A 14,814-nucleotide genomic window follows, 5' to 3' on the forward strand; every position below is an offset into this window, starting at 1 on the left:
CGAGACAACCTGATGGGAACCCACCGGCATCCAGGACCCCCGTTGGGGAGCGGGCGCGCACCTGCATGTCAGGAGGTGTCTTCGCCATGACCCATCACAGTTCACCGCTGCAATCGCGCGAGGATTACAGAACGAGCGAAGGGCTGCGCGCCCTGCTCAATCGCCTGCATCACGCGGGTGCCCGCGCCTGGGCGCACGACCGCGTTGCCGCTGATCTCGCCGTGTTCTCGGCCGAGAAGTACGGCGCCTTGGCACGTAAGCACGGCCTCGACCCCTGGGAGGCAGCGTCGGCAGCATTCGACGTCATGCGAACCCGCTCCGCACGAGAAGCAGACGATCCGTGGGCCGTCGTCACTCGCGGTGTTCAGATCACCTGCATCGCCGAGGAGCGCGGGCAAGGCTTGTTGTGTGCGACTCACCAAGCTCGCCGACCTCATGTCTCCGCTTTCCATGATCCGGAACGGTTTGCCGATCGGGAGACTCCGCTGGCCGATTACCATCCGGCGTTCCACGTCCAAGACGACTATCCGAGTGCTCAAGACGACGACGCCTACTATGCACCCGAGGACGTCGACACTGCCCACCGTGCGGTCGAACTGTCGATCGTCCTCTTCACGACCTTGGGATGGCCGGAGAGCACTGCGCGCGCAGCGATCGAGTACGTCTGCGCCGCGGTCGCACGGGCCGGGTCTCGACAGAGCGCCTGCGAGCTGCTCCGCCGCGACAAGCACGCCCGAGCGCTGCTCGATCTGCCTGCCGACTCGTGGTCGGCACTGCTGCGTGTGCTGCTCGGGCATCCACATCCTGCATACCGGTCAACCAGCGCCGGTCGCGGCATCCTGTTCCGTCTGCTCGTCGGCGACACGCTGCCCGCGTTGCTCAGTGATGACGACCTGGTGATGACGATCGCGATGTCCACGCCCACGCACGGGGGCAGGCGATGAGCACCGACAACGGGCACATCGAACTGGAACGGTCGGTCGACTCGATTCGGGTCGGGCTACGCCACCGAACGGAGCTCGGCGACCTCGCCTCGCTTGCCGCGTCAATCGAGCGGGAAGGCCTGCTGCAACCGATAACCGTCACGCCAGAAGGGATCCTCGTCTGCGGTGCACGGCGACTGGCCGCGATCAAGCAACTCGGGTGGCTGCACGTCAAAGTGTGGGTGCGTTCGGGCATCTCGGGAGACCTTGGGTACCTGCTTGCTGAGCAAGACGACAATGTGCTCCACAAGCCGCTCACTCAACTGGAGAACGCGACTCTGTACCGAGAGATCAAGACGCTGATGGCAGAGGATGCCGCTCGCCGCCAGGAAGCGTCGCGCTTCAGCAGGGTGAACCAGCCCGGAGATCACGGTGCCGCCAATCTTGCGGCACCGTCAGAGGCTGTGGGCGACACACGCGAGCAGGCCGCTGCGATGATCCCAGATGGCCCCTCCCACACCACGCTCGAGAAGATCAACTACCTGCAGCACCTCGTCGACGATGAGACCCAGCCCGAGTCCGTGCGCGAGGGCGTCGCAGCCGAGCTGGAGCTCATCGGATCCGGGTCAGCCGTGCACCCGAGCTACGAACGGGCACGCCAACTCGTCGCTGCGGCGCAGCCCGGCGGGAGTGGGGATAACGTGGCGAAACTCGCTAAGGAAGCCCTGGCTCGCATCAAAGGCAAGCGGATGCCCAAGCGACGCCCGTCGCCAAGCCCTGCTGCCCGTACGGACGGCGATGACCCGTGGCCCGTGCGCGCGTTCGTCGTGACGTGGACTGAGCTCGACGGCTGGTGGCGGCACTTCACCGTCGACGACCTGGCTCATCAGCTCAGCGACGCCGAGGTCGACCTCTTCCTCCACGTCGTTGATGCCACGGTCGACGTCGCTAAGCAGCTCCGAGCATTTCGAAACGACGCCGACTCAGACACCGAGACGACAGCGCGGAGCCTTCGCGCGATCTGAGCAGGGGTCAGGGCTGCGCACCTGCCCGGCATGAAGCACCAGATAGCTCGCCGTTCGCGCCGCACCTTGGTCGCACTGATCGCCGTCGCGGTGATGGCCGTCCTCGTCGTCGCTGTCGGCACCTACGGACTCATCTCCGGATCACCCGAGCCGGAGGACTCGCCGGAGCCGACCTCGTCGAGCGCCGCGCCGACCACCGAGCATTCTCGTCGACCTGCCACGACGGCACCGCGACTTCCGACGATCCTGCCCACTCGAGATGCAGAGACGTTCGCGGGCAGCGTCGCGACGGCGCTGTTCACGTGGGACACCGGCGTCGGTTTCGTTCCGCTCGACTACACCGACGTCATCCTCGACGTCGCCGATCCCACCCCTGCCGAACAGCCAGGGCTCGCGGCCGACATCGCCACCTACCTGCCGACGCAGAACGCGTGGGTGCAGCTGGGTCAGTACGCGACGACGCAACGTCTGGAGGTCACGTCAATGTACGTGCCGGATGCCTGGTCCGAGGCGCTCTCGCAGGCACGGCCCGGACAACTCCCCGAAGGCGCGACCGCGTACACGATCGAGGGCATCCGTCACCGCGCTGGCACGTGGAACGGCGATTCGATCGCTGCTCAGCAAGAGGTGGCGCTCACGGTGTTCATCGCTTGCCCGCCCGGTGACAGTTGCTACGTTCTGCGGCTGTCCGAGCTGAACAATCCGCTCCGATAGGACGGCCGACTCATGCTGAAGAAGCTCGCGATCACACTCATCGGGCTTGTGATCCTCGCGCCGACGCTAGGACTGGTCGCGGTCGGTCTGGTTGCAAACCCCGCCGTCATTGCTTGCCTCGCCTCGACGGGTCTCACCGTCGGCCCCATTCCGGATTCGCTTGTGGTGACGACGGCGAACGGAGATACTTTCACACTCAATCGGCAGCAGCTCACTCACGCGGCCACGATCATCTCTGTTGGGTCGCGGATCGATAGCGTCACCCGCGATGGCGTCCAGATCGCGCTCATGGCTGCGCTCACCGAGTCAACGCTGCGGCAGCTCGCGAACACGAGCACCTACCCGGAGTCCGGTGACTATCCGAACGATGGAAACGGATCCGATCACGATTCGCTCGGTCTGTTCCAAATGCGCCCGCAATCCGGATGGGGATCGGTCGCCGAGTTGATGGATCCGGAATATCAGGCTGAGGCGTTCTTCGGCGGATCGACGGGACCGAACTATCCCTCGCCGCGTGGCCTGCTCGATATCCCCGACTGGCAGAGCTTGAGCAAGGGCGAAGCCGCGCAAGCGGTTGAAGTATCCGGATACCCCGACCGGTACAACAACTACGAGCCGGTCGCCGAAAAGATCCTCACCACTCTCACTAGCGCCACCTCGCAACTTGCCGGGAGCATTCCTGCGCCGACCGAGAGCGTTGCGGAGTCGGCCCGCGTCGTGTTTCCATTGCCGGAGGGCACCTGGGTACTCACGGGCAACTTCGGCCCGCGAGTCGACCCGTTTACCGGAGAGGGCGCCTTCCACTCCGGCACCGACCTCGCTGCGCCAGATGGAACGCCGATCCTCGCGGCCGCGGACGGAGTCGTCACAGTCGCCCAGCTCTCTGGCAGGTACGGCGGGCTCATTGTGATCGAGCACCGCATCGACGGCGCCACCGTCGCGACCGCGTACGCGCACATGTGGCAGAACGGCATCCACGCCATCGTCGGCGAGCAGGTCATTGCGGGTCAACACATCGGCGACGTCGGCTCCTCCGGGCGCTCGACCGGCGCGCACCTGCACTTCGAAGTCCGTCCAGGTGGCACGAACGCCGAAGCTGTCGACGCCGCAAAGTGGCTCAATGACCACGGCGCTGCAGATCTCCCAGAGCCCGCCGCGGGCGCCGGGTGCTCGGCGATGGGAGGGGGTCAGTGATGAACGTGTTCCCCGACTTCAGTGGTCTCGGCGGTATCGGTGACCTCAAAGTCGCCATCGGTGCTGCGCTCACGATCATCCTGATCGTCGCGGTGCTCACGATCATCATCTCCGCGATCGTCTGGGCGATCGTTACGTCCACCGGCAACCCCGCGCTTGCGGCGAAAGCGCGCGCCGGGGTCTTCGTCGCGCTTGGTGCAGCGGTGCTCGCTGGCGGGGGCGTGTCCTGGGTGAACTGGCTCATCAGCGTCGGCGAACAGCTCTGACCTCATCGCCCCGCGTGCGACTCGGCATGCGACTGGTGGTGAGGAGCTGCGCACCTGGCTCTCGACCATCTTTCGCCTACCGCCCGTGGCGGTGTTCATGCCGAGGAGCCACCGTGTTCGAACTCATCGCGACCGTCGCCACCGCCCTGCCGATGGACATCGACATCACTCCGAACGACTCCGGTCTACCCGGGATCGCGCAGCTACGAACGATCGTCGGCGCCGTGATGACGGTCGGGCTCGTCCTGTCCGTGCTCGCGCTGATCGTGGCCGCGATCGTCTGGGGATTCGGGTCGAACTCGTCGAACCCGCACCTCGCCTCACGAGGCAAGCTCGGCGTGCTCATCTCCTGTGGTGCTGCGGTCATCTGTGGCGCGTCCGTGACTTTGATCAACTTCTTCTGGAACGTCGGACAGCAGGTCTGAGGCCACTCGGTCGCAACCCGTTGGGAACCCCGCGATGAGTGTCTGCGATATCCCCGTCATCTCAACCGTGTGCGATGCCGTCGGCGAAGGCGCGGCTTCGCTGGTATCTGCCCCGTTCGATTGGCTCGCCGCCACAATGGGACAAGCTGCCGCATGGCTCATCGAAGCTATGTGGACGGTCTTCGACAGCACCACTCTTGTCGACGTCCAATCCTCCGGCTACCTCGACGTCTACAACCTGCTCTTCGGCATCGGCGTCTTCATCGTCCTGCTGTTCTTCTGCTTCCAGCTGGTCCTGGGACTCATCCGACGCGAACCCGCTGCGCTTTCCCGCGCCGCGCTCGGAGCTGCCAAAGCAGTACTCGGTTCCTTCGTTGTCGTCACGCTCACCGCGACCGGGCTGGAGATCGTCGACCAACTCTGCGTCGGCATCGTCCAGGCCGCAGGGGAAACAACCGCGACCATGGGCGACAAGATCGCGCTCCTGACCGCAGGCCTCACGACGATCAACATCGCGGCTCCCGGCGTCGGCGCGATCATCACGATCTTCCTCTCAGGACTCATGATCTGCGCGGTCGCCATCGTGTGGTTCTCGCTCCTGATTCGCAAAGCCCTGCTATTGGTGGCCATCGTGCTCGCGCCCATCGCGTTCGCGGGCGCGGCGTGGGACGTCACCCGCGGATGGATCGGGAAATGGGCGGCGTTCGTCGTCGCGCTGATCATCTCGAAGCTCGTGCTCGTCGTCGTGTTCCTCATCGCGATTACCCAGGTGTCCACCCCGATCGAGGCAGACCTCGCGTCCGTGACCGAGCCAATCTCGGGCATCGTACTGCTGTTCATCGCAGCCTTCGCGCCATACATGGTCTACCGGTTCATCTCGTTCTTCGGCTTTGACCTCTACCACGCGATGGGAAGCGAGCAGGAGGCGAAGAACGCTATCAACCGGCCCGTCCCGGTGCCGTCGAAGCCGCAGGGCGATGGGGTCAAGAAAGTCCTCGACGGCGGGTCCGGTGGCGGTCCAAGCACCACTCCCCCCGCGCGCACTGCACCGAGCGCGACGGCGTCGGCTGGCGCCACCCCCAGCGGAACTGCGGCTGGCACGAGTGCGGGCGCTGGAGCTGGTGCCGGAGCTGGTGCCGCGGCCGGGCCCGCTGCAGCCGTCGTCATTGGCGCCGAAGTCGTCGAGGGCGCTGCTACTGCTGGACCGAAGATCGGCCAGGGCATCGGTGGCACCTCCGAGACAGTTGCGGCGAGCGCGGGAGACCGGGGGACTCCGGCACCCGCAGCATCCGCGACCCCTGGGTCGCCTTCCACACCGCAGCCGTCGGCCCCGCGCGCAGATCCCGCTCCGCCCAGTCGGCCGCGACCGCAGCCTCCCCGGAAGGAATGACGCATCATGCCGAATGATCTCGACGACCGACGAGCCGGAGACCTCGTCCCGGTGAAGTTCTCTCGATTGACGCGACGGGGTGTCCTCTTGGGCCTGTCGCTCTCACAGCTGATCGCCCTCGGAATCGGCATCGGCACGCTCGTGTGGGCGTTCTACGCAGGAGGTGGCATCCTCATTGCCTTCTCCGCTCCGGTCTGGGCCGCCGCTGCCTCGGTGGCATGGATCCGTATCGCCGGGCGCGCGATCGTCGAGTGGATCCCCGTCGTCTTCTGGTGGTTGTGGAAGACCACGGGCGGGCAGCTGCTCTATCGTCGACGCGTCGTGAAGCCGCGCTCTGCCGGATCGCTCGCGCTTCCTGGCGACATGTCGCGATTGCGTGAGTACGATGATTCCGCCACCGGTGCCGGGATGGTCCATGACCCGACCGCCGCAACGCTCACGGCGATCGTTTCGGTCTCGCACCCTGCTTTCGTGCTCCTCGACCCTGGTGAGCAGGAACGTCGAGTCAGTTCTTGGGGACGTGTGCTCGCGACCGTGTGCCGGTCCGGTCGAATCTCGATGCTGCAGGTGCTGGAGCGCACCCTGCCCGACTCCGGGACGGGCCTCGCCGAATGGTGGGCCTCGCATGGCACAGCGGATGCATTGTGGGCGTCGACCACGTATGCCGAGCTGATCGAACGGGCCGGGCCTGCCGGAGAACGCCACGCCACCACGCTGTCTCTGTCGCTCGACATGCAGGCGGCGTCGCGGCAGATCCGCACGGCCGGTGGCGGCATCCGCGGTGCCGCTGCCGTGCTTCGCCAAGAGATGTCCACGCTGGTGGCAGCGCTGCGCTCCGCCGACCTCTCGCCGTCTTCATGGCTCTCGTGCGGGGGGATCGCGGTGATCCTGCGCTCCGCATACGACCCCGCAGTCGCAGCGACACTCGAACGCCACGGTGAGCTCGGGCAATCGCTCGCGACCGCGGGACCGGTGGCTGTGAACGAGTCGTGGTCGAGGCTTCGCACTGACTCGGCGTTCCACGCGGTGTTGTGGATCTCGGAATGGCCGCGGTCGATGGTCTACCCGGGCTTCCTCGCGCCGCTGCTGCTGTCGACGGGGATCCAACGGTCGTTCTCGCTGCTGTGCACGCCGATGCGCTCTGATCAGGCGGCACGCGACATCCGGAAGAAGAAGACCGAGTACATCTCGGACGCAGCCCAACGCCAGCGGATCGGCCAGATCGAGGATGCAGCGCAGACGGCGGAGTTCCAGGACGTATTGCAACAGGAAGCCGATCTCACCGCCGGACACGGCGTGCTCCGCTACACGGGGCTCATCTCGGTCTCAGCGCGGACCGCGGACGAGCTCGACGCCGCGGTTGCCGCAATCGAACAGGCCGCGATTCAGGCTTCCTGCGAGACGCGGCTCCTCGTCGGCCAGCAGGCGCAGGCGTTCACCGCGGCGGCGCTGCCCCTCTGCCGCGTTGTGTGACCTCACGCGATGGAGGGAACCAAGGCGCCCGACTCCTCAGCAAGTCGTCGGGTTGGGTATTCGCCTCGTCCGATATGGCGGGATCGCTGGCGCACCTAACCATGGAGTCGCTTACTACCCGGGAGGTCACCGTGCCCACGTTCTATGATCCCGGCGCTGATGCCGGTGAAGCAGCCGAGGCGCTGCGCGGGCTCGCGCATGCGACGCGCACGTGCGAGAACCTGCAAGACGTCTACGGCGTACTCGGCGATGTCCTTTCCGGCGTGCGCTCACTGCGACAAATCCTCGATCAGCTCGCAGCCGCCCATTTCAACTTCCGCTCTCGCGCATTCGATGGCCGCGGCGACCACGCGGCCGGATCGAAGGACGCGCTGGCCGCTGCCGATGACCTTCACCAAGCCGCGACTCTTGTCGACCAAGCCGAAGATCGACTCAACGCCGCAGTATCCGCGGCAAGTCGTGTCGCCTGGCACGATGTCCCTGCGCCCGACAAGACGGCAGTGCAGCGGTGGGTCAGTGTCGTCTTCCTGCAAGGCGAAGAAGCTGACGAGGTGCTCGACATGATCGACGCCGGCGGTGCCGCCGCGGGATTGAACCATTTGAAGAGCTGGGACTTCGGCGACGAGACCACCAGTGCCGCGATGGAGAACGGTTACGTCTACGGCGTGCCGCCGAGCGGTCCGCTCGAGCGCGAGGCGCGCGACGGTGACTACCACCTTGCGTACAGCCACAGCTTCGACCACGTCGCTCTTTACCGACTCCACCATGTCGAGTCGATTGACCTGCTGCCGGAAGACTCTCACGGGCTCGACGCCCGCGCTGCAACGCCACGTCAGCAACGGTCCTCGTGGTTCGAACCTGCCAGCATTACGGCCCTCAAGCAGCAACGGGGTCTGGGACTGTGAACCGGGATGATGCCGAGCGACTCCACACCTCGGTACTGATCTCTCCGGCTTCTGAGAAACGTCGCCTGCGAAAGAAGCGTCGACTAGCCGCTGCGAAAATGCAGACTGATCAGCAGCACGCTGAACGCCAGGAAGCCCGGAAGAAGTACGACGCCGAACTGACCGAACGGCGGGCCACCAAGTATCTCCCTGCCGCCGGTGAGGCTGGTTCCGCGCGGCTCCGATCGCCGGGAAAGTTCCGCTTGCCCCGGCATCAAGACACGTCAGCGACCCTCGCCGGTGCCTATCCTTTTCTTGCCGAACATGGGCTCGGACCCGACGGAGTCTTCGTCGGCCAGGATTTGTACTCCGGTGGATCCTTCGTCTACGACCCGTGGGTGCTGTACGCCCGTGGCGTCATCACCGCTCCGAACGTCGTTCTCGCGGGCATTGTCGGATCTGGCAAGTCCAGCCTGGCCAAGAGCCTCTACACAAGGTCACTTCCGTTCGGACGCCGCGTCTACGTGCCGGGCGATCCGAAGGGCGAGCACACGGCTGTCGCCGAGGCAGTGGGCGGAAGAGCCATCGTGCTCGGGCACGGGCTCGCCGCGCGACTCAATCCGCTCGACGAGGGATACCGGCCCGTAGGCATGAGCGACGTGAGCTGGGCGTCCACGGTTGCTTCCCGTCGCCGGGACTTGATCGGAGCGCTCGCGGAGACGGTGCTCACTCGACAGCTCACGCCGCTGGAACACACTGCGATCGATACCGCGCTGACCGAGGTCATGCGCAGCAACGGCATCCCGGTCCTGCCGATGATTGTCGAACACATCCTCAATCCGACCTCGCATGCCGACCCCGACGGACGGCTCGCCGAGGACGGGCGACTTGTCGGTCACGCTCTCCGACGCCTGGTCGCCGGTGACCTCGCCGGGCTATTCGACGGCCCTTCGACCGTGGCCTTCGATCCGACCCTGCCGATGATCTCCCTCGATCTGTCGCGAGTGACGGAGAACTCGACGCTGACCTCGGTACTCATGACCTGCTCCTCCGCATGGATGGAGTCCGCCCTGCTCGATCCCAGCGGAGGCCAGCGCTGGTGCATCTACGACGAAGCCTGGCGCCTCATGTCCCACCCGGCGCTGCTACGGCGCATGGACGCACACTGGCGACTCGCACGCCACTACGGGATCGCGAACATGCTGATCTTCCACAAACTGACCGACTTGGAGAACGTCGGCGATCAAGGCTCGGCGATGCGCGCCCTCGCAAACAGCTTGTTGGCCAATGCCGAGACGAGGATCATTTACCGGCAGGAATCCGACCAGCTCGGCAGCACCGCGAGAGCACTCGGGCTCACGGGCACAGAGCAGAAGCTGCTTCCGGGCCTCGGGGTCGGCCAAGGACTGTGGCGCATCAAGGACCGATCCTTCGTGTGCCAGCACCAGCTCCATCCAGCCGAGCTGGAACTCTTCGATACAACCGGGCGCATGACCGGCTGACCCGACGCGAGGAGCCGCTCGCGCACCTGCGTGGCATGAGCAATCGCAGCACAGGAGGATTCCTGTCCGAAGCGTTCGTCAATTTTCCACTCGCCAGCATCCGCGTCGACGAAGGCGGTGTGATGCGCGTCACTCATGACGGACGCGACTTCCCGCCTCTGCGCGCAGGCTTCGAATGGAGTCGGGCGCAGTTCGGTGAACTACTCGATGCGCTCTCTGACCACCGCACTCGCACCATCCGCGTCGAAGTACGAGAGCACGACGGTTCCATCTTCACCGACATCATCCACGCCACAAGACACGAGCACACAGACGTCGATTCCCCGGCGCCTGGTGCAACGCGGCGAGCGCGGCATCGTCCGATGCGCCAGCTCTTCGAGGTCCGCGGATCCGGGTTCGTCCCCGGTGAGGACGTCGCCGTTGCACTCTCGATCTCCGGCGCGGAGGGCTCGGCCAATGGGACCGCTCGTGCCGTCATCGATCTGAGCCAGCTGGTTGACCACCGGTCGGAGGTCGTCCTCATCGGCCGGGTCTCGGGCGTCATCATCTCGGAGTTCGTCTCGTCATGAGTACCCCGCATTCGCCAGGCCGGGGCCTCGGAGACGAATTCACCAACGCCCTGATAATCGGGCTCGTCGCGTTGTTCGGCGTCGCCGCGGTCTTTCGTGGCGCCGGGTCCGTGGCTGCCGCGCTCGCTGGAATCGAGCAACCGCGAGTCGGGATCAGTGGCGGCTTCAGTGTCTTGTTCGACCCTACCGATCCCGCCGCGGCGCTCGAGGCGCCGGGGCTCAATGCGGTCCTCTTCTGGGCCGTCGCAGCGCTCATGCTCGTGCTAACCGCCGCTGCATTCGGGTCGGCCTGGGTGATGCTACGACGCCACTCGAACGACATAAATGCTGACCCGCGTCGGCTGCAGGGCACCGCCAGCGTGCACGAGCTCGCGTCCAGCGCATCCACCAAGGCGCTCCTCAGCCGTGCTGGCGCGCTGCGCCCGTCCCTTGACCATCCCAGGCCCGAGGATGTCGGCTATCTGCTCGGGCAATCGCATGGTAAGCAGATCTGGGCGAGCATTGAGGACTCTATCCTGCTGATCGGGCCACCTCGATCTGGCAAGGGTCTGCACATCGTGATCCCGGCGATCCTCGATGCGCCCGGAGCGGTCGTCACGACGTCAACCAGACCCGACAACCTCACCGTGACTCTCAAAGCGCGCCAGCGGATCGGTCCTGTCGCGGTCTTCGACCCCCAGCACCTGGCCGCAGGCATCCCCGCCGGGCTGAGATGGTCACCCATCCGCGGTTGCGACGATCCGCTCACTGCGATGATCCGCGCCACCGGCCTCGCCGCTGCGACCGAGCTTTCTTCCGGCGGTGTTGAAGGCGGAGGGTTCTGGGAAGGCAAGACACGCATCGCCCTCCAGTCGCTCCTGCACGCCGCGGCACTCGATCAGCGAAGCCCGACTGAACTGTTCCGCTGGACCCTCGACCCTGCCGCGGCAGCCGAGGCCGTCGCGATTCTGACGGGCTCGCCGAGAGCCGCGACGGGATGGGCCGAATCGCTGGAGGCGATGCTCGACGCCGATCCGCGCACGCGTGACAGCATCTGGCAGGGCGTATCCCTCGCTCTTGCCGCGCTCGCCGATCCCAGAGTGCTGGATGCCGTCAGCCCGTCCGAAGACGAATATTTCGATCCCGAGCAGTTCATCCTCAACCACGGCACGCTCTACCTGCTCGCGACCGGAGCTGGCGCCGGAAACAGCGCCGCGCTCGTCGCTGCATTCGTCGAAGACCTCGTCGAGACCGCACGTCGGATGGCTGCGCGCTCGCCTGGCGCACGCCTTGATCCACCGCTCCTGCTCGCACTCGACGAGATCGGGAACCTCGCGCCCCTGCCGTCACTTCCCACACTCATGGCTGAAGGCGGCGGCACGGGCATCACAACGATGCCCGTGCTTCAGTCGCTCGCTCAAGCGAGAGACAAGTGGTCGGACAACCAAGCTGCTGCGATCTGGGACGCCAGCATCGCGAAGATCATCCTCGGCGGCGCATCCAATTCACGCGACCTCCAGGACCTCTCCACGTTGATCGGCGAGCGGGACGAGTTCACCGACTCCGTGACCCTCAGCGACTACGGCTCACGCTCCAACCAGCGCTCCGTCCGCCGTGTCCCGATCCTGCCGCCCGACCGCGTCCGCACCCTCCCGTTCGGCACCGGCGCCGTCTTGCTCCGATCGGCTCCACCGATCATCACAGACCTGCATCCATGGCCGAAGCGCGCTGACGGCGAGAAGCTCCGACTCGATCGCGCGGCCGTGGAAGCACTCATGGAGGGCCCCACGACGAATCAGACCGCTCCGGGGAGGAACGCGCACCTACCTGATGCAGTGGCCGAACAAACCCGGCCACCTGACCAGATAGGGAGTTGATCATGTCGATCCACACGCAAGAGTCCGTCTCGGGCTTCGTCGCCTCAGAGCCGCAACTGACGAACTCCACCAGCGGGAACCCGCGCCTCTACTTCCGCTTCGGACAGGAGCACTTTCGTCGCGAAGAGGACGGTACCTTCACACAGTTGGAGACGAGCTACCACCACCTCGTCATGTTCGGACGCTCGGCCGAACGCACATCCGCGAAGTTCGCGAAGGGCGACAACTTCCTCGCCGAGGGATACCAGCGGCCTGTGAGCTACGAGCGCGAAGGCCAGACAGTCGAAAGCGAAGAGTTCGTCGCGAAGCGCATTGGTCATGACACCGCACGCACCCGGTACGACGTCGACCGTTCACCTCGAGGTGCCGACCGGAACCGCGCGGCCAGCGAGCCTAGTCGTGCGTTTGGCCCCCGAGCGCAGCCAGCCGTGAGCAACGCCCCTTCCCTCGGTCGCTGATCCAACGGGAACGTAACCATGAACGACGACAACGCCCTCAACGAGGGCCCCGAGAGCAAGCACGCTGAGCCGTTTGAGCCCGATCTCGTTGCGGAGCCACCGCACCCGATCAACTGGAACCTGCTCACCTCGCACGACCTTAAGCAAGAACTCCTCGAGCTCAACCGCTGGGTGAACTGGCTCCGGCTGGAGTACGGTATCCCGGCGGCAGTGATTCCGCCGCTTTGGCACCGCCATCCAGAGCTGATCTGGGAGCTGTCAGCGCTCCACCTGCACTGGCTCTGCGCCTACGACGCCGAACAAGACGGATCGGCACCGCTGGGCTGGCATCGCGACTTCGCGGATGCTCGCCAGCGTTTACGCGATTGGGTCACGGTCAGTGGCACGCGCCTCGATCGGGACCGTCCGACGCGGCAGACTGTCTGGCCGGGGGAAGACCGCACCGTCGACATCGTCGAGCATGTCATCGCTGACCGAGACGCCGACTTCGTCGAGTTCGTCATCGAACAGGTCCAAGCGCGCCAGGCCGCAGAGGATGCGTTCTTCGCCACCATCGACGAACGCACGGGCGCGATCCCTGACTGAGATCGGTCGGGCGTTCAGGCCGCGACAAGCTCGACGGCTGCGTGCGCCCGCTCGGACACGCGCCTCGCGACGGCCTCGCGACGCCGAGCACGGAGCAGGAGCACCACGGCGACGGGTCCCGCCGCGATGAACTTCATCGCGTTCCACAGGCACAGCAGGATGATGAGGTTCAGCCACCCTGGGGCGCCGTCACTGATCGCCGCGGAACACAGGCTGGCCGCGATCAAGTAAGGCACTGCGAGGAACATCGCAAGAACGCCCCACTTGAGTCCGCAGCGACGTCGGATGCGGCCAAGAACGATGTTCGTCGGTGCGCACCGCTGCAGGACAGCATGGATGAAGATGCTGACCGTCCAGATCGAACGAATCATGATGGGCCTCTCGTCACACGTCGTTCTCCGTCGAGGAAGCAGCATGTGTGTCGAGTGCCCGTGGAGGGCCGCCCCGAAGGGCCTGCAGAGTTGTGAACCTGCTTCGCCTTCCAGGGTACGCCTGCTCTTCAGGAACCAAAAGGGCTGATCCTGCTCACCTTCCTATCGAGATCTCAACGCCCAGGAGGCTGTCATGCCCACGCTCTCGCACCTCGCCAAGGATGAGCGGACTGCCCGTATGGTGCTCGCGCTGATCGACGCTCCCAACGACACCGTGACCGGTGGTCTCCTCATGAGAGTCGGCGCGGTCGAGCTGATCTCCCTCATCGAGCGTGACTCGTCGGTCGCGGGTCTGGATCGGGTGGAGGCCGCGGTATGGCGACATCGCTTGCGATTGACTGCGAACCCTGATCACGTCGCATCGCGCATGGGCTCAGGAGGCGACTACCGGGTGCTGATCCCCGAGGATTCCGAATGGCCAACCGCCCTCAACGATCTCGGGGCACGGACCCCGTACGCGCTTTGGACGCGGGGACGTACTGAACTCCTCACCGCACCGCTCGCCCAGCGCACTACGCTGACGGGTGCACGGGCGGCAACTGGCTATGGTGTTCACGTCGCCGAGGAACTCTCCGGAGACCTCGCGGAGAGCGACAGAGCCCTCGTCGCCGGTGGTGCTTACGGAATCGAGGGATCAGCACACCGCGCGGCACTCATGCACGGAGACAACACAATCGCGGTTCTCGCTTCTGGCCTCGACCGCGCGTACCCCGTCGGTCACGCAGACCTGATCGAGAGCATCGCACACCGGGGGCTTGTGTTCACTGAGGCGCCACCTGCATCCGCTCCCACACGGCAGCGGTTTCTCGATCGTTCACGCATCCTCGCCGCGCTGTCGGGAGCGACCGTCATCGTTGAAGCGGGATTCCGCTCGGACACATTGCAGACGGCGAGAGAGGCTTCAGTCCTCGGACGGTTCGTCGGCGCCGTTCCGGGACCGGTGACGAGCGCTGCCAGCGCCGGTACGAACCGTCTCCTTCAAGACGGTCGTGCCCGTGTCGTCACCTGCGGGTCCGATGTCTTGCGAATGCTCGGGGATGACACGAGCGCCCCCGGGCGGAATGCGATCCGCCCCGGGGCACCTCATGTCGTCTCGCCGAACACTCGAGTGTTGTAGCG

15 protein-coding genes and 1 pseudogene are annotated in these 14,814 nt (G+C 65.6%); 15 read left to right on the forward strand and 1 reads right to left on the reverse strand.

Features of this window, described 5'->3' with window-relative positions:
• The first annotated feature begins 86 nt into the window (after positions 1-86).
• The 14 genes and pseudogenes from ABDC25_RS13410 (at position 87) to ABDC25_RS13475 (ending at position 13,264) form a co-directional block, all read left to right on the forward strand.
• Positions 87-944 (forward strand): hypothetical protein, encoded by an 858-nt coding sequence (locus tag ABDC25_RS13410; RefSeq protein WP_167255830.1) that lies wholly within the window; start codon positions 87-89, stop codon positions 942-944.
• Positions 941-1,948, forward strand: coding sequence for a ParB N-terminal domain-containing protein (locus ABDC25_RS13415; RefSeq protein WP_167255828.1), 1,008 nt, complete (start codon positions 941-943; stop codon positions 1,946-1,948). The genes ABDC25_RS13410 and ABDC25_RS13415 overlap by 4 nt, the downstream gene beginning before the upstream one ends.
• Before the next feature lie 30 nt (positions 1,949-1,978).
• Positions 1,979-2,662 carry a hypothetical protein gene (locus tag ABDC25_RS13420; RefSeq protein ID WP_167255826.1) on the forward strand — a complete coding sequence of 228 codons (684 nt, stop codon included), beginning with the start codon at positions 1,979-1,981 and terminating at the stop codon, positions 2,660-2,662.
• A 12-nt stretch (positions 2,663-2,674) separates the two neighbouring features.
• Positions 2,675-3,826: pseudogene (locus tag ABDC25_RS13425) on the forward strand (M23 family metallopeptidase); the annotation flags it as partial.
• Between the two features lie 29 nt (positions 3,827-3,855).
• Entirely contained in the window at positions 3,856-4,122 is a 267-nt protein-coding gene (locus tag ABDC25_RS13430; protein WP_167255822.1) for a DUF6112 family protein, read from the forward strand.
• A gap of 113 nt (positions 4,123-4,235) precedes the next feature.
• Positions 4,236-4,547 (forward strand): DUF6112 family protein, encoded by a 312-nt coding sequence (locus ABDC25_RS13435; RefSeq protein WP_167255821.1) that lies wholly within the window; start codon positions 4,236-4,238, stop codon positions 4,545-4,547.
• Between the two features lie 34 nt (positions 4,548-4,581).
• Positions 4,582-5,937: a conjugal transfer protein TrbL gene (locus ABDC25_RS13440; RefSeq protein ID WP_167255819.1), complete on the forward strand. Its 1,356-nt coding sequence runs from the start codon at positions 4,582-4,584 to the stop codon at positions 5,935-5,937.
• Positions 5,938-5,943: 6 nt separating this feature from the next.
• Entirely contained in the window at positions 5,944-7,410 is a 1,467-nt protein-coding gene (locus tag ABDC25_RS13445) for an SCO6880 family protein (protein ID WP_167255817.1), read from the forward strand.
• Positions 7,411-7,541: 131 nt separating this feature from the next.
• Positions 7,542-8,315: a hypothetical protein gene (locus ABDC25_RS13450; protein WP_347123173.1), complete on the forward strand. Its 774-nt coding sequence runs from the start codon at positions 7,542-7,544 to the stop codon at positions 8,313-8,315.
• Positions 8,312-9,796: an ATP-binding protein gene (locus tag ABDC25_RS13455; RefSeq protein ID WP_167255813.1), complete on the forward strand. Its 1,485-nt coding sequence runs from the start codon at positions 8,312-8,314 to the stop codon at positions 9,794-9,796. Before ABDC25_RS13450 ends, ABDC25_RS13455 begins: the two co-directional genes overlap by 4 nt.
• A 35-nt stretch (positions 9,797-9,831) precedes the next feature.
• Positions 9,832-10,365 carry a hypothetical protein gene (locus ABDC25_RS13460; protein WP_167255811.1) on the forward strand — a complete coding sequence of 178 codons (534 nt, stop codon included), beginning with the start codon at positions 9,832-9,834 and terminating at the stop codon, positions 10,363-10,365.
• A complete protein-coding gene (locus tag ABDC25_RS13465) occupies positions 10,362-12,221 on the forward strand; it encodes a type IV secretory system conjugative DNA transfer family protein (protein ID WP_167255809.1) in 1,860 nt (619 codons plus the stop codon). The genes ABDC25_RS13460 and ABDC25_RS13465 overlap by 4 nt, the downstream gene beginning before the upstream one ends.
• 2 nt (positions 12,222-12,223) lie before the next feature.
• On the forward strand, positions 12,224-12,679 hold the full coding sequence (locus ABDC25_RS13470; RefSeq protein ID WP_347123175.1) for a single-stranded DNA-binding protein: 456 nt from the start codon (positions 12,224-12,226) through the stop codon (positions 12,677-12,679).
• Between the two features lie 18 nt (positions 12,680-12,697).
• Positions 12,698-13,264 (forward strand): hypothetical protein, encoded by a 567-nt coding sequence (locus ABDC25_RS13475; protein WP_167255807.1) that lies wholly within the window; start codon positions 12,698-12,700, stop codon positions 13,262-13,264.
• A 14-nt stretch (positions 13,265-13,278) separates the two neighbouring features.
• Here the strand turns inward: ABDC25_RS13475 and ABDC25_RS13480 are convergent, their stop codons facing one another.
• Positions 13,279-13,635 carry a sulfate permease gene (locus ABDC25_RS13480; RefSeq protein WP_167255805.1) on the reverse strand — a complete coding sequence of 119 codons (357 nt, stop codon included), beginning with the start codon at positions 13,633-13,635 and terminating at the stop codon, positions 13,279-13,281.
• Between the two features lie 193 nt (positions 13,636-13,828).
• On the opposite strand from ABDC25_RS13480, the gene ABDC25_RS13485 reads away from it, so the two are divergent.
• The gene (locus ABDC25_RS13485; RefSeq protein ID WP_167255803.1) at positions 13,829-14,812 is read left to right on the forward strand and encodes a DNA-processing protein DprA; all 984 of its coding nucleotides are present in this window, start codon (positions 13,829-13,831) and stop codon (positions 14,810-14,812) included.
• The last annotated feature ends 2 nt before the right edge of the window (positions 14,813-14,814 follow it).

Source organism: Microbacterium sp. SY138 (assembly GCF_039729145.1).
Lineage (GTDB): Bacteria > Actinomycetota > Actinomycetes > Actinomycetales > Microbacteriaceae > Microbacterium > Microbacterium maritypicum_A.